Annotated in this window: 21 protein-coding genes; 19 read left to right on the forward strand and 2 right to left on the reverse strand. The window is 36.5% G+C overall.

Annotation, left to right across the window (positions count from 1 at the left end; all coding sequences use genetic code 11):
• The first annotated feature begins 96 nt into the window (after positions 1-96).
• Genes ACY2V1_RS03215 through ACY2V1_RS03280 form a run of 14 tightly spaced genes read left to right on the forward strand, consistent with a single transcriptional unit; the run spans position 97 to position 14320 of the window.
• A complete protein-coding gene (locus ACY2V1_RS03215; RefSeq protein WP_461833357.1) occupies positions 97-1629 on the forward strand; it encodes a 2-isopropylmalate synthase in 1533 nt (510 codons plus the stop codon).
• On the forward strand, positions 1614-2888 hold the full coding sequence (leuC, locus tag ACY2V1_RS03220) for a 3-isopropylmalate dehydratase large subunit (protein WP_461833358.1): 1275 nt from the start codon (positions 1614-1616) through the stop codon (positions 2886-2888). The genes ACY2V1_RS03215 and leuC overlap by 16 nt, the downstream gene beginning before the upstream one ends.
• Before the next feature lie 51 nt (positions 2889-2939).
• Positions 2940-3437, forward strand: coding sequence for a 3-isopropylmalate dehydratase small subunit (locus tag ACY2V1_RS03225; RefSeq protein WP_461833359.1), 498 nt, complete (start codon positions 2940-2942; stop codon positions 3435-3437).
• A gap of 2 nt (positions 3438-3439) precedes the next feature.
• Positions 3440-4516, forward strand: coding sequence for a 3-isopropylmalate dehydrogenase (gene leuB / locus ACY2V1_RS03230; protein WP_461833360.1), 1077 nt, complete (start codon positions 3440-3442; stop codon positions 4514-4516).
• 39 nt (positions 4517-4555) lie between these two features.
• On the forward strand, positions 4556-8158 hold the full coding sequence (locus tag ACY2V1_RS03235) for a PEP/pyruvate-binding domain-containing protein (protein WP_461833361.1): 3603 nt from the start codon (positions 4556-4558) through the stop codon (positions 8156-8158).
• Positions 8159-8202: 44 nt separating this feature from the next.
• Positions 8203-8874: a protein-L-isoaspartate(D-aspartate) O-methyltransferase gene (locus tag ACY2V1_RS03240; protein WP_461833362.1), complete on the forward strand. Its 672-nt coding sequence runs from the start codon at positions 8203-8205 to the stop codon at positions 8872-8874.
• Complete coding sequence (locus ACY2V1_RS03245) at positions 8874-9461, forward strand: lytic transglycosylase domain-containing protein (RefSeq protein ID WP_461833363.1); 588 nt, start codon at positions 8874-8876, stop codon at positions 9459-9461. The genes ACY2V1_RS03240 and ACY2V1_RS03245 overlap by 1 nt, the downstream gene beginning before the upstream one ends.
• Before the next feature lie 18 nt (positions 9462-9479).
• Positions 9480-10016: a CDP-diacylglycerol--glycerol-3-phosphate 3-phosphatidyltransferase gene (gene pgsA / locus ACY2V1_RS03250; protein ID WP_461833364.1), complete on the forward strand. Its 537-nt coding sequence runs from the start codon at positions 9480-9482 to the stop codon at positions 10014-10016.
• Positions 10017-10037: 21 nt separating this feature from the next.
• The gene (locus ACY2V1_RS03255) at positions 10038-11120 is read left to right on the forward strand and encodes a type IV pilus twitching motility protein PilT (RefSeq protein WP_461833365.1); all 1083 of its coding nucleotides are present in this window, start codon (positions 10038-10040) and stop codon (positions 11118-11120) included.
• A gap of 32 nt (positions 11121-11152) precedes the next feature.
• Complete coding sequence (locus ACY2V1_RS03260) at positions 11153-12331, forward strand: type IV pilus twitching motility protein PilT (protein ID WP_461833366.1); 1179 nt, start codon at positions 11153-11155, stop codon at positions 12329-12331.
• Between the two features lie 10 nt (positions 12332-12341).
• Positions 12342-12950: a zinc-ribbon domain-containing protein gene (locus tag ACY2V1_RS03265; protein ID WP_461833367.1), complete on the forward strand. Its 609-nt coding sequence runs from the start codon at positions 12342-12344 to the stop codon at positions 12948-12950.
• Positions 12943-13203: a hypothetical protein gene (locus ACY2V1_RS03270; protein WP_461833368.1), complete on the forward strand. Its 261-nt coding sequence runs from the start codon at positions 12943-12945 to the stop codon at positions 13201-13203. The genes ACY2V1_RS03265 and ACY2V1_RS03270 overlap by 8 nt, the downstream gene beginning before the upstream one ends.
• Before the next feature lie 9 nt (positions 13204-13212).
• Positions 13213-13491, forward strand: a complete 279-nt coding sequence (locus ACY2V1_RS03275; RefSeq protein ID WP_461833369.1) for an FtsB family cell division protein — start codon at positions 13213-13215, stop codon at positions 13489-13491.
• A 28-nt stretch (positions 13492-13519) separates the two neighbouring features.
• On the forward strand, positions 13520-14320 hold the full coding sequence (locus ACY2V1_RS03280) for a tetratricopeptide repeat protein (protein ID WP_461833370.1): 801 nt from the start codon (positions 13520-13522) through the stop codon (positions 14318-14320).
• On the opposite strand, the gene ACY2V1_RS03285 is transcribed toward ACY2V1_RS03280, so the two are convergent.
• Positions 14317-14580, reverse strand: a complete 264-nt coding sequence (locus tag ACY2V1_RS03285; RefSeq protein ID WP_461833371.1) for a hypothetical protein — start codon at positions 14578-14580, stop codon at positions 14317-14319. The genes ACY2V1_RS03280 and ACY2V1_RS03285 overlap by 4 nt on opposite strands.
• The gene (locus ACY2V1_RS03290) at positions 14580-15017 is read right to left on the reverse strand and encodes a hypothetical protein (RefSeq protein ID WP_461833372.1); all 438 of its coding nucleotides are present in this window, start codon (positions 15015-15017) and stop codon (positions 14580-14582) included. The genes ACY2V1_RS03285 and ACY2V1_RS03290 overlap by 1 nt, the downstream gene beginning before the upstream one ends.
• A 143-nt stretch (positions 15018-15160) precedes the next feature.
• Here ACY2V1_RS03290 and ACY2V1_RS03295 point away from each other — a divergent pair, with 143 nt between their 5' ends.
• From ACY2V1_RS03295 to ACY2V1_RS03315, 5 genes are all read left to right on the forward strand, one after another.
• Positions 15161-15883 carry a hypothetical protein gene (locus ACY2V1_RS03295; protein WP_461833373.1) on the forward strand — a complete coding sequence of 241 codons (723 nt, stop codon included), beginning with the start codon at positions 15161-15163 and terminating at the stop codon, positions 15881-15883.
• 26 nt (positions 15884-15909) lie between these two features.
• Positions 15910-16932, forward strand: a complete 1023-nt coding sequence (gene fbp / locus ACY2V1_RS03300; RefSeq protein ID WP_461833374.1) for a class 1 fructose-bisphosphatase — start codon at positions 15910-15912, stop codon at positions 16930-16932.
• A 9-nt stretch (positions 16933-16941) separates the two neighbouring features.
• Positions 16942-18045 (forward strand): tRNA (adenosine(37)-N6)-threonylcarbamoyltransferase complex transferase subunit TsaD, encoded by a 1104-nt coding sequence (gene tsaD / locus ACY2V1_RS03305; RefSeq protein WP_461833375.1) that lies wholly within the window; start codon positions 16942-16944, stop codon positions 18043-18045.
• A gap of 59 nt (positions 18046-18104) precedes the next feature.
• Positions 18105-18425: a thioredoxin gene (trxA, locus tag ACY2V1_RS03310; protein WP_461833376.1), complete on the forward strand. Its 321-nt coding sequence runs from the start codon at positions 18105-18107 to the stop codon at positions 18423-18425.
• A 2-nt stretch (positions 18426-18427) separates the two neighbouring features.
• The coding region (locus ACY2V1_RS03315; RefSeq protein WP_461833377.1) for an FAD-dependent oxidoreductase at positions 18428-18894 on the forward strand (467 nt) is incomplete at its 3' end.

Raw genomic sequence — 18894 nt, forward strand, 5'->3', positions numbered from 1 at the left:
TAAATACGTAATTGGGTTGATTTAGGAAATAATTAATAAAATTAAAAAGTTTTAATTTTTCAAAGAGTTAAGTTGAAATTTCCAAGGAGGAATAATATGTCTGAGAAAATATATATTTTTGATACAACCTTAAGGGATGGAGAACAATCCCCAGGCGCTACAATGAATATAGAAGAGAAGAAAAGACTTGCCAGGCAACTGGATAATCTTGGTGTTGATGTAATAGAAGCTGGTTTTCCCGCAGCAAGTGAGGGAGATTTTGAAGCTGTAAAAGAAATTAGTAAAGTTGTAGAAAATGCCCAGGTAGCTGCCCTTTGTAGGGCATCTGACGCAGATATTGACAGGGGCTTTGAAGCAATCAAAGGTGCCCGTTATCCCAGAATCCATACATTTATTGCTACATCAGATATACACATGCAGCACAAATTGGGGATGAGTAGAGAAGAAGTTATAGCTGCTGTAAAAAAATCTGTGTCAAAGGCCAGGGAATACACCCACAATGTTGAATTTTCAGCAGAAGATGCCTCTCGCTCTGACTGGGATTTTCTGGTACAAGTAGTGGAAACTGCAATTGATGCAGGCGCTACCACAATAAATATCCCAGATACAGTTGGATATGCACAGCCAGAAGAATTTGGAGATTTAATTAGATATCTAAAGAAAAATGTTAAAAATATAGACAATGCAATTTTAAGTGTCCATTGTCATAATGACCTGGGTCTTGCAACTGCTAATACCCTGGCTGCTATCAGAGCAGGAGCTAGGCAAGTAGAAGTTACCCTGTGCGGTATTGGAGAAAGAGCAGGGAATGCGGCATTGGAAGAAGTGGTTATGGCTCTTCATGTTAGAAACTCATATTATGGATTTGAAACTAATATAAAGAAGGAACTCATCTATCCAGCATGTAGACTCCTCTCCATGATCATTGGCATGCCCATACCTGCATATAAAGCAATTATTGGTGGCAATGCCTTTGCCCATGAGGCAGGGATCCACCAGCATGGAATACTCAAAAATAGACTCACCTACGAGATCATGACCCCAGAATCAATAGGTAGGCCACCCTCTGAATTGGTTTTAGGAAAACATTCAGGAAGACATGCGTGTAAACAACAGCTAGAAAACCTCGGTTATAAATTAACTCCAGAGCAGCTAGATCAGGTATTTCATGCAGTAAAAAGACTGGCAGACAAGAAAAAACAGATTTTTCTGGAAGATTTAGAAGCCTTAGTTTTAGAGGAAATATACAGGATACCAGATAAATACAAATTAAAATATCTCTGTTCTATCTCAGGAAATATGGCAATACCAACTGCCACATTGAAAATGGACATAGATGGAATGGAAGAGCAGATCTCAGAATTTGGGGTCGGTCCTGTTGATGCAGTATTTAATGCGATAAGTAAGCTAATAGGAAGACAACCAAAATTGGTTAAATTTTCCATAAATGCAATTACAGGTGGAACAGATGCCCAGGGTGAAGTTACTGTAAAGTTAGAAGAAGGAAACAAGACAGCTATAGGACGGGGATCTGATCCAGATATTATAGTGGCGAGTGCAAAGGCCTATATTAACGCATTGAATCGTCTCGCCCGAAAACAGGAGGAAAAGGTATGGGCAAGGGTTTAGTTCAAAAGATATTAGAACCACATACAAAACAAAAGGATTTTTCAGTTGGTCAAATCATCCAGTGCAAGGTATCTAAGGTGCTGGCAAACGACATCACAGCTCCTCTTGCAATAAAATCCTTTGAAAAAATGGGAGCAACAAAGGTCTTTGACCCTGAGAAAGTAATACTTGTCTGCGACCACTTTACCCCAAATAAGGATATAGATTCAGCAGAACAGGTAAAATTCGTAAGGGAATTTGCAAAAAAAATGGGAATTAAATATTATTTTGAAGGCGGAGATGTTGGTGTTGAACACGCCCTGCTTCCAGAACTTGGATTAGTTGAACCTATGGATATTGTTGTTGGCGCAGACAGCCACACATGCACATATGGGGGACTTGGAGTTTTTGCAACAGGGCTTGGTAGTACTGACATAGCGGCTGCAATGGTATTAGGTGAGACATGGTTTAAAGTCCCGTCAACTATATATGTGGAGCTAAAGGGTAAACTACCTGAATTTGTTCAGGGAAAAGATATAATCTTAAATTTAATTGGAAATATAGGGGTAGATGGAGCCTTATATAAGGCATTGGAATTTGGTGGGGATACATTAAAAGAATTAAATATTGAGATGCGCATGACCATAGCCAATATGGCCATAGAGGCAGGAGGAAAAGTAGGACTATTTCCCATTGATGAGGTCACAAAAAAATATATGGATGAGAGGGGGAAAAAGGTTGAGGATTTTGTCTATCCAGATGAGGATGCCAGTTATGAAAAGAAAATAACTATTGAAGTTGACCAACTATCGCCTCAGGTTGCGTGTCCACACCTTCCTGAAAATGTGAAACCTGTTGAAGAGGTGAGGGGAGTAAAGGTTGATCAAGTAGTAATTGGTTCGTGCACAAATGGCAGGATTACTGACTTAAGACAAGCAGCAGAAATTTTAAAGGGAAGAAAAGTTAAAAAACGTGTAAGATTAATAATACTTCCTGCAACTCCAAATATTTATAAACAGGCCTTAAAAGAAGGGTTGATAGAAATTTTTCTTGATGCTGGCGCAATTGTAGGTCCTCCCACATGTGGACCATGTCTTGGAGGACATATGGGGATACTTGCGTCAGGGGAAGTAGCTGTGGCCACAACCAATAGAAATTTCAAAGGCAGAATGGGGAGTTTAGAAAGTTTTGTATATTTATCAAACCCTTATGTAGCAGCAGCCAGTGCTATTTGTGGTGAAATAGTACATCCTAAAATAGTCATAGGAACTAGTGATTAGAAGGGTTCTAGTTTTTGGGTTCTGAACATAGAACAATAAAAGAGGTAGGTTATGGAATTTAGAGGCAAGGTACATAAATTTGGGGCGCACATAGATACCGATGCTATTATTCCTGCACGTTTTCTGGTTACAACTGATGTTAAGGAGCTTGGCGGTCATTGTATGGCAGGCATAGACCCAAAGTGGGTAAAAAAAGTATCAAAGGGCGATATAATAGTTGCTGGCCCTAATTTTGGTTGTGGATCGTCCAGAGAACACGCTCCACTGGCCATATTGGGTGCAGGGATTCCATTGGTTATTGCCCATAGCTTTGCGAGGATATTTTATAGAAATGCTTTTAATATGGGTCTTCCCTTAATTGAAATTGGAGACATGTGGGAAAATATTGATGAAGGTGATGAACTTAAAGTTAATCTAGTAAAAGGGGAAATTCAAAATTTAACTAAAAACCAGATTATAAATATTCCAAAATTACCAGACTTTATGTTAAATTTATTGAAAGTAGGTGGACTTATTGAATATGTAAAAAACAAGATAAAGGGGAATTAGAGGTGGAATTAAAAATCTGCGTCCTTCCAGGAGATGGAATAGGCAAAGAGATAGTGGCCCAGGCCGAAAAGGTCCTAAAAAAAGTAGCAAAAAAATTTGACCATGAGATTTATATTGACCACGCACTAATTGGCGGCTGTGCTATAGATGAATGTGGCGAACCACTTCCTCAAGAAACAATAGACAAATGTTTAAAATCCCATGCAGTATTACTTGGTGCAGTAGGTGGACCTAAATGGGATAATGTTGACCACAATTTAAGGCCTGAAAAAGGTTTACTAGGAATTAGAAAGGCGATGGGGCTTTTTGCCAATCTCAGACCTGCAAAGGTTTTTAAGGAATTAAAAGATGCATCCTGCCTTAGAACAGAGATAGTTGAAAAGGGCATAGATTTAATAGTTGTAAGGGAGCTTACTGGAGGGATTTATTTTGGTGAACCTAAGGGCATTGAAATAAGAAATGGGGAGAGATTTGGATATAATACAATGGTATATTCAGAAAAAGAAATCAGGCGGATAGCAAGGGTAGCCTTTGAAATTGCCAGAAAAAGAAATAAAAAGGTGTGTTCTGTAGACAAGGCCAATGTTTTAGATGTCTCTAGACTATGGAGAGAAGTTGTAGAAGATATTTCCAGAGAGTATCCAGACATTGAGCTTCAACATATGTATGTAGATAATGCAGCCATGCAGCTTGTAATAAATCCTTCCCAATTTGATGTAATTGTTACCTCAAATTTATTTGGAGATATCTTATCTGATGAAGCATCCATTATTACAGGATCTATAGGAATGCTTCCATCCGCATCTATAAAAGATGCTAATAGTCCAGGCCTATATGAACCAATACATGGATCAGCTCCTGATATTGCTGGCCAAAACAAGGCAAATCCTTTGGCAACAATACTATCATTGGCCATGATGTTCACATATTCATTTTCTCTGGAAAATGAGGCTAAATCTATTGAAAATGCAGTAAATAGGGTACTTTCAGAGGGTTATAGGACCCAGGATATTTATACAAAGGGTTTTAAACTAGTATCGTGTTCAGAGATGGGAGATTTAGTAGCTTCTTATATTTAAAAATTTTCTCTATGACTTTGATATTTAAGGAGGAAAATAATGGTAAAACAAAAAGAGAATCAAATAGAGCCTAAAATAGATGTCAAGTTACAAGAAGAGGTCAAGACCAAAGTTGTTGCTTCTACAGAAGATTTAACAAAAAAATTGGTACTCAGTGGGAGCGAAATTGTTCTTTTGGGGAAGCAGGGTGAATACCTGGTTGGAGGGAAGAACTATAATACAGCTATTATTAGCCAGATTGAAGGGATAAGGGCACCGCAATTTCGGGCAATATCTGCCAAGGCATTTCATAAATTATTGGATGAGACAAATGTTAATGCAACCTTGATCAGAGAGGTTGTTGAAAGGGAATATGAGCAGGTGGACTGGAACAGCGTTGAAGTAAATAGTGATCCTGAATTTTTGAGAAAATTTGTCAGAAAGACTGCAGCAAAGGTGAAAAAACTACAGGAAAAAGAAGGACAGAGGCTTATAAAGTTAAGGAAATTTATAAACAACGTGGTTGAAGGATTTGCCACATCTCCAGAGGGCATTGACCAGTTGAGAAAACGTTCAGTACTTGTCCAGGTGGCTATATTGTCTGTGGATTTACCTGAGGAGGTAAAGGAGGCTGTTCGTCAGGCATATAGGGAGATTTGCAAAGAAGTTGGAGAAGAAAATGTAAGAGTGGCTGTTAGATCCTCTGCTGCAGGTGAAGATAGTGCTAAAAAGGCATTTGCTGGGCTTCAGGACACCTATTTAAATATAACATCAGAAGATGAAGTAATAGTTGCCTATCAATGGGACTGTGCATCAGCTTATAATCTGCGTTCAATGACATATAGAAGGGAAGCAATTTTAGATGCAGTGGATCTTGCTGAAAAAACTGGTGATGATACCATTGCTGAAAATGCAAAAAAAGAATGGGCCATTGAAAATACCTCGCTATCAGTTTGTATAATGAGGATGATTAACCCTGTTATATCTGGAACTGCCTTTTCTGCAGATACAGCAACTGGTTGTAGAGGGACAGACAGAAATGACCTGGTATCCATTGATGCAAGTTATGGTCTTGGGGAAGCAGTTGTATCTGGAATGGTCACCCCTGATAAATATTATGTGTTTCAAAGGGATGATGGGCAAGAAGTAGTAATCAGACAAATGGGTAAAAAAGACAAAAAAATTGTATACAAAGATGATGAAAGCGGAACTGTTGTTGTAAGTCTTCCAGAAGAGGAAGTGTATAAGTGGTCGCTTTCACTTGCTCAGGCAGAAGAAGTGGCCAGGGGTGTTAGAAAGATAAGCCAGGCCTATGGCGGAATCATAATGGACACAGAGTTTTGTATAGATGAATGGGATAGACTCTGGTTTGTTCAGGCAAGGCCTGAAACAAGGTGGAATATTGAGTTTGAAAAACACCCATACACCATCTATATGAAAAGATTGGAAGTAGATCCCAAGGCCTTAGAGGATGCTGAAGTTCTCCTTACTGGAAATGGTGCATCCAGGGGGGCAGGTAGTGGTAAGGTAAGATTTTTACGCTCTGCCCTGGAGTTAAATAAGATTAACAAAGGGGATATACTGGCTGCTGAGAGGACAGATCCTGATATGGTGCCAGGGATGAGGATAGCTTCTGCAGTACTTGCAAGTGCAGGTGGAGATACGTCCCATGCTGCCATAACTTCTAGAGAATTAGGCATACCCTCAGTTATTGGTATAAATAAAGTTGAATCATTAAGGGCTTTAGATGGGCAGGAAGTAACTGTTGATGGTTCAAGGGGGAAGGTGTATAGGGGAGCACTTCCTCTAATAGAAGTTGGGGGAGAGGTAGATGTATCTAAACTCCCACCAACCAAGACAAAAATAGGCTTAATACTTGCAGATGTTGGACAGGCAATGTTTCTCTCCAGACTGAGATACTCGCCTGATTTTGAAGTAGGACTCTTGCGCGCAGAGTTTATGCTGGGGAATATAGGCGTACACCCAATGGCACTTGAAGCCTACGATAATGGGACGCTCAATAACTATGTTGAAGAAAAATTGAAAGAACTTGATAATGAACTTACAAAGATAATAAAAGAACAACTGGACAATGGAATTTTGACTTTTGATCTAAACCTAAGAAAATACGTAGGTATAATCTCTGGCCTAACAGACAAGATAGAGGAACTGAGTGCAAAGGTTACAGCAGGAAGAGAGGAAGAGCTAGCAGTTCAGAGGAAAATAAGGGAATGCGATAGGGCACTAGATGAATATTTAGAAAACGCTACCCACTATTTAAATGAAATAAAGACATCTACTGATATCAAAGAACACATTGCCTATGTAATGGGTTACTATGATAAATTACTTACCCTTGGAGATTCCCGCGAAGATAGACAAAAAAAAGAAGAAATTGAGGAGAAAATCAATTTTCACTATGAGAGAATAAAAGATGATCCAGAAGTTAGACATGTAATTGAGAGAATAAAAAAGTTAAGGGAAGATGTTGCCCAAAAAGTAGGTCTTGGACAGAGAATGGACGATGTAAGGAATCTACCTGGGAAAATCGCAAATCACATCAGGAGCAAAGGATATAGGACAGGGAAAGAATTATATGTACAATCCCTTGCACAGGGGCTAGCCCTTTTTGCCATGGCTTTTTATGGCAAAGAAATTATCTATAGAACCACAGACTTTAAAACCAATGAATACAGAAATCTCGTAGGTGGGCTTTTGTTTGAACAGGTAGAAGACAACCCAATGTTAGGATATAGGGGTGTTTCCAGAAACCTCCACGACTGGGAAATAGAGGCATTTAAATTGGCCAGGGGCGCATATGGTGGTAAAAATTTGTGTTTGATGTTGCCTTTTGTAAGGACTCTGGAAGAAGCAAGGTCCATGAAAAGATATTTAGAACACGTTCACAACCTAAAAAGTGGTGAAGATGGACTAAAGATTATTCAGATGTCAGAAATCCCCAGTAATGCTATTCTAGCAAAGGAATTTATCAAGGAATTTGACGGATTTTCCATTGGTTCCAACGATATGACCCAGCTGGTACTGGGAACAGATAGGGATAATCCCAGACTTAGAAAGGTATACGACGAAGAAGATCCAGCAGTTGTATGGGCTATTTTAACTACTATTTTTACAGGGCAAAAATATGGCAAAAAAGTTGGTTTCTGCGGTCAGGGTGTGTCTAATAGTAAAATAATTAGAGGGCTTGTATGCATTGCAGGCATCGTATCAGCATCTGTAGTGCCTGATACATATGCCCAGACTAAGCACGATGTATATGAACTTGAGCAAGAGAATATACAGTTGAAAGATCTCGGAAAATGGTTAAAGCAGCAACACTTTGAAAGACTGTGTAATATCTTAAATCAAGAGGGTTATGGACACATAATTAAACAAAATACCACCCCTTCTGACATACTCCAGTGGTATGAAGGAGAGATAAACAGACTTAGCAGGCAATTATATAATAATTTGCAAACCCCAAAAGAGCAATTTTACAGAAATGAACTAGAATCCTTTAGAGATAAATTGCATAAACCAGTAATTTATGCCAATTGGGATTGGGATCAAACTGTATTGGATGCACTACACCAGGCCGGCTTTTCCTCTTTTGAAGAGCAGGAAGAGGCATTAAAAAGACAGAGAGAAAAGTATAGTCACTAGTGGTTGGTTGAGGGCTGAGAAAAAATAGTTATATAGCGAAGTTTATGAAGTTAGATTTTAGGATAAGAAGAGAAAAAATGGTAAAAGAGCAGGTTATTGACAAAGGCATTAGAGATCCTGCTGTTATAGAGGCCTTGTTAAAGGTAAAAAGGCATGAATTTGTAGATGAGGCCCTGGCTGATAGGGCATATTCCAAAGATTCTCTTCCAATTGGATATGGCCAGACCATTTCCCAACCATATATTGTGGCAAAAATGACCGAAGCTCTTGAAGTTGCACCAGGGATGAAAGTTCTGGAAATTGGGACTGGCTCAGGATATCAGGCTGCAGTACTTGCTGAAATGGGGGCAGAAGTATATAGTGTGGAAAGAATTAAGCCCCTTTATATAAATGCGTTAAATCGAATGACCAAATTGAGATACTTTAATGTGAAACTAAAATTAGACGATGGAACATTGGGTTGGCCTGAATTTTCACCATTTGATAGAATAATTGTTACAGCCGGAGGTCCAAAGCTCCCTTCTCCCCTACTTTATCAGCTCAAGGATCCTGGTATCTTAGTGATCCCAATGGGAGGTATTCAAAGAAAACAGCGCCTTATTAAAATTATAAAAAAACAGGGCAAATATTTAAAAAAAGACCTTGGTCCTGCACAATTTGTTGAATTAGTGGGTAAACATGGATGGATGAAAGGAGATTATAACGGGTTAAATTAATGACAAGATTCTTTTCATTTTTCATTATTATCTTTATATTAGCTTCTAGTATTTCAGACGCAGGAACTATATATTTTTTCAAGGATAAAAATGGGGTTTTACATTTTACAGATATTCCAGATAATCCCAAATACAGACCTTTTATCTCTGATTATAGTCTTATCAATAAAAAGCAAATAAAAAAAATTTTAAAGAGGTATTGTCAAATATACAATGTAGATTATTACCTTGCCTATTCAATATTAAAGGTTGAATCTAATTTTAATCCCCACGCAGTTTCCCAAAAAGGCGCCAAGGGCCTAATGCAAATTGTCCCAGTCACTCAAAGAGAATTAAAAATCTTCTCACCATTTGACCCAGAGGAAAATATTGAAGGTGGGGTTAGGTACTTAAGAAAGTTAATGGATAGGTTTAATAGAATAGAACTAGTTATAGCTGCGTATAATGCTGGACCAAATGCAGTTATAAAATATAATGGAATTCCGCCTTATAAGGAGACGAAAAATTATGTAAAAAAAGTGTTAAGATTGTATAAAAGACTTAAGAACAAAAATTATATTTTAACCCTATCCAAAGAAGAAAAATGATTGTCCATGGAGGACATAATGCTTAACAAAGCCAATCAAATGACTTTACTTCGGATTTTGGCAATTCCCTTTATAGTGGTGCTTTTGTATTTCCCATCTAAATTTTCCTGCACTGTCGCTACAATAATATTTATCCTGGCATCTATTACAGATTTTTTAGATGGTTTTTTAGCAAGAAGATATAATTTAATAAGCAATGTTGGAAAATTTCTGGATCCCTTAGCAGATAAATTGCTCATTATGTCTGCCCTTGTAATGCTCACATATTTAAGATGGGTACCTGCCTGGATATCAATTTTAATAATAGGCAGGGAAATAATGGTAACTGGTCTCAGGGCAATAGCATCTGAAAAGGGAATGGTGATAGCTGCGGATAAGTATGGAAAATTAAAGACTATATTTCAAATTATAGCGCTCAGCCCCATTATCTTTCACTACCAAATAAAGGAGTTTGATCCATCATATTGGGGAAATATTTTGCTCTATATTGCACTTGCTCTAACTCTGTTTTCTGGTGTAAATTATACATATAAATTTTTAAAAGAAGTAAGTTAAGATTTAAAGTGGAGAATATATATGGCACAGATTGATGCTTTTTTTAAAATGATGCATGAAGTGGGTGCATCGGATTTGCACCTATCATCAGGGTCCCAGCCCATAATCAGACTTCATGGGGACTTACAAAGGGTAAAATATAAAGTTCTTGAGCATGAAGAATTAAAAAAGATGCTCTATGAAATAACACCTGAGTCAAAGGTAAAAGAATTTGAAGAGACCGGAGATATTGACTTTGCATATGAAGTTCCGAATATTGCCAGATACAGGGCAAACTTCTTTTTACAAAGCAGGGGTATTGCTGCTGTATTTAGGGAAATACCACAAAAAATCTTGACCATTGATGAGCTGGGACTACCTCCAATCCTAAAAAATTTAACAATGCTTCCCAAGGGGCTGGTTTTAGTTACAGGTCCAACTGGAAGTGGTAAATCCACTACCCTTGCCGCTATGATCGATTATGCCAATAGAAATAGAAAAGACCACATATTGACCATTGAAGATCCAATTGAATTTGTGCATCAACCTATTAATTGCCTTATAAATCAAAGGGAAGTTGGTAGGGACACCAAAAGTTTTAAAGCAGCCCTAAGGGGTGCTTTACGTGAAGACCCAGACATTATTCTAGTTGGTGAGATGAGAGATTTTGAGACCATAGCTCTTGCCCTGGAAGCTGCTGAAACAGGACATCTTGTATTTGGAACATTACATACAATCTCAGCATCAAAGACCATTGATAGGATTATTGAGGTATTTCCTTCTGAAATGCAAGGCCAGATCAGGTCATCTTTAGCAGATTCCCTACGAGGGATAATTGCACAAAACCTATTTAAGAGAATAGACAAAAAGGGAAGGGTCGCTGCTTTGGAAATTTTAATAGCTACCCCAGCTGTGAGAAACTTAATAAGAGAAAATAAGGTATTTCAAATCAATTCCATGATTGAAACTGGAAGGAAATATGGAATGCAGTCTCTGGATGATGCCATTATGAAGCTCCTTGAAAAAGGCATAATTGATCCTGAGCAGGCATATAACAAGGCAGTTAATAAGGAAAAATTCAAACAATTTCTATCTGAACCTCCAAAAGATTTTACAGAAGTTTAAAAATTCAGAATAAATCTGTGGAGATATAAAATATGTTAAGATCGCAATTAGACCATATGGTGGGGCAAATTTTAGATTATGCACCCAATACCTCAGACATACTATTTACAGTTGGGAAAAAAATCCAGGCAGAAGTGGATGGAGAACTTAGTGACATTCCAGTTAACCCAGATCCAGGGAAATTAAAGCCGTGGCAAATTGATTGCATTGTGGAATGTCTTTTAAATAGGAACATGAAACTCTATGAAGATTTAATAAAAACAGGATCTTGTGATTTATCTTATGAACTTAGAGGAAGGTCAAGATTCAGGGTGAATGTGTTCAATCAAAAGGGCTCCCTTGCAATAGTTATGAGAAAACTCTCAATGGAACCACCCTCCATTGAACAATTAGGTCTGCCAGAAATATTTTATCAAATGGCAAAGGAAAAATTTGGATTGATCTTGGTTACTGGTGCAACGGGAACAGGTAAGTCAACCTCCCTTGCAGCTTTGATTGATTACATCAATTCTACCCAAAAAAAACATATTATTACTTTAGAAGATCCTATTGAATTTATACACCCCCACAAAAAAGCCACTATTAACCAACGAGAGTTGGGGATAGACTTTGATACATTTGCCTCAGGCCTTAGGGCTGCCCTTCGTCAGGCACCAAAAATAATCCTTGTTGGTGAGATGAGGGATAGGGAAACTGTTGAAATAGCCCTGGAGGCTTCAGAAACTGGACATTTGGTCATGGGAACCCTTCATACATCAGATGCTGGACAAACTGTGAACAGGATAATAGGGATGTTTGATCTTGCAGAAGAAAGGCTAATTAGGGGTCGTTTATCTGAAAGTTTAAAATATGTTGTATCTCAAAGACTTCTCCCTAAAAAACAGGGGGGACGTGTGGCTGCCTTTGAAATTATGGTAAACAATATCAGAATTCGGGATCTAATCGTCAATGGTGAGCAAGGAGAAAAGACCTTTTATAATGTAATAGAATCTGGCTCCACATATGGAATGATCACCTTTGATCAATATATTGCAAAACTGTATGAAGATGACATTATAACTGAAGAAGTTGCCATGCTAAATGGTTCTGACAAGGCCAGACTTGGACAAATGATAGATAAAATCAAGGCGAAAAAGGGAGAAAAGGTCAGTGATATAGAGGGATTAGAATTGGATTTAGAATATGAAAAAAGAATAACTGACTATAAATAAAGGATATTCTATGGAGATACAATGCTCAAACTGCAATAAAAAATTCAAAATACCAGATGAAAAGATTCCTAATGTGTCTAAATTCAGTGTAAAATGTCCTGCATGTGGTCATAAAATACGTGTTGAAAGAAATCTTCACACTGAGTCTAAAGAAAATAGTCTTGATCAAGCACTTAATTTACCATCAGTTGAACCTGAAATGCATCCACCAGGTTCAAAGGTGGCTTTTGTGTTTTTAAAGGAAAAGGAACTATTTGACAAATTAGAAAAAATACTGGAAAAATTGGGATATATAATAAGCACAGCTTCAAAAACAGAAGAGGCAGTGGCAAAAATAAATCTCAACAGATACAATATGATCATAATTTCTGATGCCCCAGACACAAAAATGATTTATAAAGAGATAGAACTTTGGCCAGGGAACTTAAGAAGACAAATAAATGTTATAGCCATGGGAAGTTCAGCAAAAACTTTTGATCCAAATAAAGAATTTATATTGGGCGTAAATTCCTATATTTCAACTGATGATTTTGAAAATATTGATGATTTAATCCAAAATGCAATCAAAAGGCATGAAGACTTTTTAACTCCATGGAATTTTGTGAATAAAAATGACTAGAAAAAAAACAAAATTGCAAATTCTAAGCTGGATAGATTTTATCCTTGAAACACAACCGATTTTTAATAGGGTTATTGGAAGGGAGTTTTTTGAAAAAGAATATGTATTTTTGAAAAATATGAAAAAGAATATAAATAATATAGAAATTTCTGAAAAGGAGTTTGAGAAAATAGAATATATTGCAAAGGATTTGTGTCGAGAAATTAACAATTGTATGTTAAATTTGACAAAATTAAAATACCTGCAAAACTAGATTGAGGGAATGAAGCTAATAAAAATTAGTATTATTTTTCTTTTATTTGTGAATATTTTTTTATTATACAAGTTTACAATGTCACCAACTGGTATTTTTTATTACCTAACACTAAAAAAAATAAAGGAAAATTACGAAAAAAAAATACAACATCTTAATTTACATAATATTGAATTAAGTCAAAAAATTCAACTTATAAAAAATAATAAGGAATTTCAGGAAAAGATAATCAGACAGAGGCTGCATTTTGGAAGGAAAAATGAATTTATTTATATCAGAGTAAACTAATTCCAATAGGTTATTCCAGGATTAAAATATGGATTTAGATGAAAGGATAAAACTATTTGAAGAGATCTTAGAACAAGATCCTTCATCCAAACTTTTTTTTCAGCTTGCAAAATTATATCTTGAAAAAGATAAGATAGATAAATCCATATCTACTTTAAAAATGGGGTTATCTAAACATCCAGAACATATGGAAGCCCGTCTCCTTTTGATAGATCTTCTTACAAAAAATAACATGGAAAATGAGGCTAATTTACATATTGAAAAAATTCATTCTATACTTACTAAATACACCTCTTTCTGGAAAAACTGGGCGGAATTACTATCTAAAAATGGAAATTATGATTTAGCTCTGATAATTTTTGTCTTGAGCATAGTATTTAAAAATGGAAATTTACCCAGTATAAGTAAATCCCTTTACAGATATCTAAAAGGACACGACCTTTTAACATCTATCAAAGAAACTCCATTAGAAGAAAAATCAAAATATGAAAAGAAAAAGCAAAAAATTGAAGAGGGTGAAGAGAAAAGCCAGGCTGAGACAAAGGATCAGACAAACGAAGAAATAGAATTTAAAACCAAAACTATGGCAGATATATTAATGGCTCAAGGAGATTATAAAGGTGCCATTAATATTTACAGGGAACTATTGGAAAAAGAAACTGATGAAACAAAATTAATTGAACTCAAAAAATGCATTAAAGAGGCTGAACAAAAACTTTCTGCTGCACCAGGTGCTAGACCAATAGAGCCAAAACACAGGGCCAATAAAAGGAAGCTCCTAACTACTTTAAAAAAGCTGGCCACACGATTAGAGGCCCGTGCAATTTAATCTAATTTTAGTTTATTTTTCTCTTCAATATCTTCTATTTTTTTCTTTATTTTTTTTAACTCTTCATCAAGGGAGCTAATTTTTTTCTGGTAAATTTTTTTTTCTTTTTCAAGGGCATTTATTTTCTTGTTTAAAGAATTAATCTTTTCATTAAATTTTCTTTGAGATACCGACATCTGGGCGTTGTTTTGTTGATAAATATAACCCAGTACCCAAAAAGATATTAAAAATAATATTATTGCAGAAATTGCTATGGACATTATTCATCCTTCCTTAATTTGGCCTTAACGATTTGGGCTCCTTTGGGATCTAACTTACCTAAAAGCACTAAGGCATCACTTATGGAAAAAGAAACATTGTTGTTTTTTATAAAATCCTTGGCCTTTTGTATGTCAGAGGTAGACACTAATTTTTCAGACAACAAAATTTCTACCTCATCTGGCACTGCCTGCTCACTTTTTCTTTCTTCCACCTCTTTTTTGTTCTTCAACTTCACATACTCTGCTTCTTTTTCCTTGAGTTCCTTTTTCAACATCTCAACTTCACGCTTCAAAGCTTCATATTTTTCTTTGAGTTTGATATAGTCTTCCTCTAGATGAGATGCACCATTTTTAAACTTTTCATTGATCTTTAGATAAATAAAAAAATCCACAGATACAACTACTATAACCATAAGAAAAATTATACCCAATTCCATTTTTTTGCCCTTTTTTGGGTTGCCTTTTTTAGGTTAAAAAGGATAAAACCACGGAAAGCAAAAAGCAATATATCCCATGTGTTAAATATTAATAAACTTTTAACCCTTTTACAAATAAAAAAATAGATATGAGGAGAAAACAGTTGAAAAAGCTACTTACTATATACTTATTGGTTTTCATTTTAACAGGATGTTCAGTGTGGTCAAAGGTTACCTATCTATGGCAGGGCCGTTTTTTAAAGGTGGATACGAATATTTCTAAAAAAAGATGGGAGCTTTCATTAGATGAGAAAAAACTAGCAGTTACTTTTTATAAGTTTGATACTGAGCTTGACTACATAACCAAATCGTTAGAAAAGTTGTCAAATGCAAACTTTGAAGTGATATCTCAAAAAATTATTTCCAACAGGCCGTGGGTTTTGGGGGTATATTTACTTCAAGGAACAAAGGATCATGTTACCCTAAAAAAACAGGTTGGACAAAAACTCTGTGTAGAACCAGATAAACTTGTTAAAGAGTATCCAGCCTCATCAATAAATTCGATGACTTATTTAATTTATGATAACAAGATGATTTTACTTAACCGTCAGAGAAAAGGAGAAGGAGAGTATAATGTTACATCAATTGTATTAAATATCAAAAAGTTGGCCTTTTATAAATGTAACTTACTACAAAAATTTGCTATTGTGACTGATAAATATATAATTATAGATAATGGTATTGAGAGATCACATATTTTAGAAATTAAGTGGATTCCATTGATAAAAAATAAAAGTAAGGGTACAATTCAAACAAAAAGTGGAAACTTTTATTGGATGGTAAGATTTTTAGGAGAAAAGCCCATTTTTTATTTAATCAAGGAATAAATATTATTACCTAAAGGAGGCCAGAGATGAGGCAGGTAACTGTAATAGAACACCTTCTACTCCATCAGAAGCAGGTTCCCATGGCTACTGGACGTTTTACTAGACTCTTAAACGAACTTATTTTGTCTGCAAAAATAATATCAAGAGAAGTAAACAAGGCAGGGCTAGTAGACATTTTAGGGTATACTGGAGATAAAAATATACATGGGGAACAGGTAACCAGATTAGATGAATACGCCCACAGAGTGATAGTCCACAGGATGCAAAGGGCTGGTGTTTTATGCGCAATGGCTTCGGAAGAACACGCTGATCTTATTCAGATACCCCATGGTTTGCCAGTTGGGGATTATTTCTTGGTGTTTGATCCTTTAGATGGATCTTCAAATATCGAGGCCAATGTTAACATTGGGACCATCTTTTCCATATACAGGTCAAAAAGAGAAAGGGTTGGTCCAGAGGTTGAGTTAAGTGACGTCCTTCAAAAAGGGATAGAACAAGTTGCAGCTGGCTATTTTATCTACGGACCATCTACCATGATGGTATATACAACAAAAGATGGTGGAGTTCATGGTTTCACTTTGGACCCAACTGTTGGGGAATTTTTACTTTCCCATCCTGATATTAGAATTCCTGAGCAGGGCAAGATATATTCAGTAAACGAGGCATATTGGAACTATTGGGATGGAGCGACCCAGAAAGTTGTCTCGACCTTTAAAGATCCCAATAGTGATCTTGGTCGGTTGTACAGTCTGAGATATATTGGATCTTTAGTTGCTGATTTTCACAGGACTCTTCTATATGGTGGAATATTTATGTATCCCGCAGACTACAGGGATCCAAAAAAGCCCAAGGGAAAACTCAGATTACTATATGAGGCATCTCCACTGGCCATGGTGGTTGAACATGCAGGTGGAATGGCCACTGATGGATTAAACCGCATCTTGGAGATAGAGCCCCAGGAATTACATCAAAGAACACCACTTTTCATAGGCTCAAAAAAAGAGGTCGAGAAAGCCAGGGAAATATACAAAGAAAGCAAAAGTGAATAATTAAATCATATGAGTATATATCTTGGAATTGAAACCTCTTGCGATGATACAGGAATAGCTGTTTTAAAGGATGATAACATAATTTGCGAAAAGCTCTTGTCACAGGAAGATATACACGCCATTTTTGGTGGCGTTGTCCCTGAAATTGCATCAAGAAATCACCTAGAATCTATGCCGATTTTGTTTATGAAGGCACTTAAAGAATCCTCCTTAGATCCTGAAGACATTGATGTTGTTTGTGTTGCAAGGGGGCCTGGACTTATGGGGAGCCTGCTCGTGGGTCTTGGATTTGCTAAAGGACTGTGCCTATCGCTTGATAGACCACTAGTTGGCGTAAACCACCTTCATGCCCACATCCTTGCATGTCTTATTGAAAATAAGATAGAATTTCCAGCACTTGGCCTCCTTATATCAGGGGGCCATACTCAAATATACAGAGTCCACGACCCTATAAAATTTGATCTCATAGGTAAGACCCTAGATGATGCAGTGGGTGAAGCATTTGACAAGACCGCTAAACTACTTAATCTTCCCTATCCTGGAGGTAAATACATAGATACGTTAGCCAACTTAGCTAGCCCTGATCCAAAAATGTTTCCACTCCCGTATATAGATAATGATAACTTAGACTTTAGCTTTAGTGGACTTAAAACAGCAGTTCTAAATTTTTTAAATAATCATCCAGAAATCAGATTAAAAAAAATGCCAACAAAACTAGACATAGAACAAATTAAAGATATTGATCCTATGTTGTATAAAGTATGCTCGTCCTTTAATCATTGTGTGGCAAAGACCTTAGAGATAAAGCTTGAGAGGGCTTTAAAAAAAAATAATGGCATAAAGTCATTATTGATTGCAGGTGGAGTTGCTGCCAATTCTATAATCAGAAATTATTTTTTGGATCTTGGAAAAAAATATTCTATTCCAGTATATTTTCCAGATAAAAGATTTTGTACTGATAATGGAGTTATGATAGCGAATGCTGGAAGGATTTTATATGAAAATGGATATATACACCCCCTTGACATAGATGCAATCCCTAGGGGTAAACCTATTCCCTTTGACTATTTGAAAGTGAAAAAACAGGAGTTGACAATGAACACATCTTGCTAATATCTATAATCAATATTGCAGCAAGTTTTATAATATTTTTTAATTTATAGGAGGAAATTATGGCAAATGCAGTTACTGACAACAATTTTGAGACAGAAGTTTTAAAAAGTGAATTACCTGTGTTGGTAGATTTTTGGGCTCCATGGTGTGGACCTTGTAGGGCTATTGCACCTGTTGTAGAAGAGTTGGCCCAGGAATATGATGGGAAAGTAAAAATTGTTAAAATGAATGTAGATGAAAATCCATCAACCCCAAGTAAATATGGTATCAGGGCTATACCAACACTTATTTTGTTTAAAAATGGTGAAGTGGTTTCCCAGGTTACTGGAGCTGTGGCCAAAAGTAACCTCAAAAAAATGATCGATGAAAAGGCGTTTTAGTGATGAAAGAATATGAAGCATTTGTAATTGGCGGAGGACCTGCAGGAATAACAGCATGTATGTATTTGTTAAGGGCTGGAGTTAAAATTGGTTGGACAGAAAAATTTGCCCCAGGAGGACAGGTCCTAAATACAGAGATTATTGAAAACTATCCTGGTTTCCCAGAGGGGATAAAAGGGTATGAACTCATGGCAAAAATGGAAAAACACCTGTCCTCCTTTGAATTTGACAGGTTCACAGATGAAGTCATTAAAATAGAGCATGCATATAAGGACAACAAAATAAAACTCTCAGGTGAAGAAGTTAAAGCCAAGACCGTTATAATTTGCACAGGAGCCAATCACAAAAAATTAGGGGTGCCAGGTGAAGAGGAATTTACAGGCAGAGGCGTATCTTATTGTGCCCTTTGTGATGGGATGTTTTTTAAAGACCAGGTAGTGGCCTGTATTGGAGGCGGCAATACAGCATT

Source organism: Desulfothermus sp. (assembly GCF_053993635.1).

Excerpts from the sequence above, each read along its gene's own strand:
- ACY2V1_RS03215 (WP_461833357.1), top strand. The coding sequence starts at position 97 with ATGTCTGAGAAAATATATATTTTTGATACAACCTTAAGGGATGGAGAA.
- leuC (WP_461833358.1), top strand. The coding sequence starts at position 1,614 with ATGGGCAAGGGTTTAGTTCAAAAGATATTAGAACCACATACAAAACAA.
- ACY2V1_RS03225 (WP_461833359.1), top strand. The coding sequence starts at position 2,940 with ATGGAATTTAGAGGCAAGGTACATAAATTTGGGGCGCACATAGATACC.
- ACY2V1_RS03235 (WP_461833361.1), top strand. The coding sequence starts at position 4,556 with ATGGTAAAACAAAAAGAGAATCAAATAGAGCCTAAAATAGATGTCAAG.
- ACY2V1_RS03240 (WP_461833362.1), top strand. The coding sequence starts at position 8,203 with ATGAAGTTAGATTTTAGGATAAGAAGAGAAAAAATGGTAAAAGAGCAG.
- ACY2V1_RS03245 (WP_461833363.1), top strand. The coding sequence starts at position 8,874 with ATGACAAGATTCTTTTCATTTTTCATTATTATCTTTATATTAGCTTCT.
- pgsA (WP_461833364.1), top strand. The coding sequence starts at position 9,480 with ATGCTTAACAAAGCCAATCAAATGACTTTACTTCGGATTTTGGCAATT.
- ACY2V1_RS03255 (WP_461833365.1), top strand. The coding sequence starts at position 10,038 with ATGGCACAGATTGATGCTTTTTTTAAAATGATGCATGAAGTGGGTGCA.
- ACY2V1_RS03260 (WP_461833366.1), top strand. The coding sequence starts at position 11,153 with ATGTTAAGATCGCAATTAGACCATATGGTGGGGCAAATTTTAGATTAT.
- ACY2V1_RS03265 (WP_461833367.1), top strand. The coding sequence starts at position 12,342 with ATGGAGATACAATGCTCAAACTGCAATAAAAAATTCAAAATACCAGAT.
- ACY2V1_RS03270 (WP_461833368.1), top strand. The coding sequence starts at position 12,943 with ATGACTAGAAAAAAAACAAAATTGCAAATTCTAAGCTGGATAGATTTT.
- ACY2V1_RS03275 (WP_461833369.1), top strand. The coding sequence starts at position 13,213 with ATGAAGCTAATAAAAATTAGTATTATTTTTCTTTTATTTGTGAATATT.
- ACY2V1_RS03280 (WP_461833370.1), top strand. The coding sequence starts at position 13,520 with ATGGATTTAGATGAAAGGATAAAACTATTTGAAGAGATCTTAGAACAA.
- ACY2V1_RS03285 (WP_461833371.1), bottom strand. The coding sequence starts at position 14,580 with ATGTCCATAGCAATTTCTGCAATAATATTATTTTTAATATCTTTTTGG.
- ACY2V1_RS03290 (WP_461833372.1), bottom strand. The coding sequence starts at position 15,017 with ATGGAATTGGGTATAATTTTTCTTATGGTTATAGTAGTTGTATCTGTG.
- fbp (WP_461833374.1), top strand. The coding sequence starts at position 15,910 with ATGAGGCAGGTAACTGTAATAGAACACCTTCTACTCCATCAGAAGCAG.
- tsaD (WP_461833375.1), top strand. The coding sequence starts at position 16,942 with ATGAGTATATATCTTGGAATTGAAACCTCTTGCGATGATACAGGAATA.
- trxA (WP_461833376.1), top strand. The coding sequence starts at position 18,105 with ATGGCAAATGCAGTTACTGACAACAATTTTGAGACAGAAGTTTTAAAA.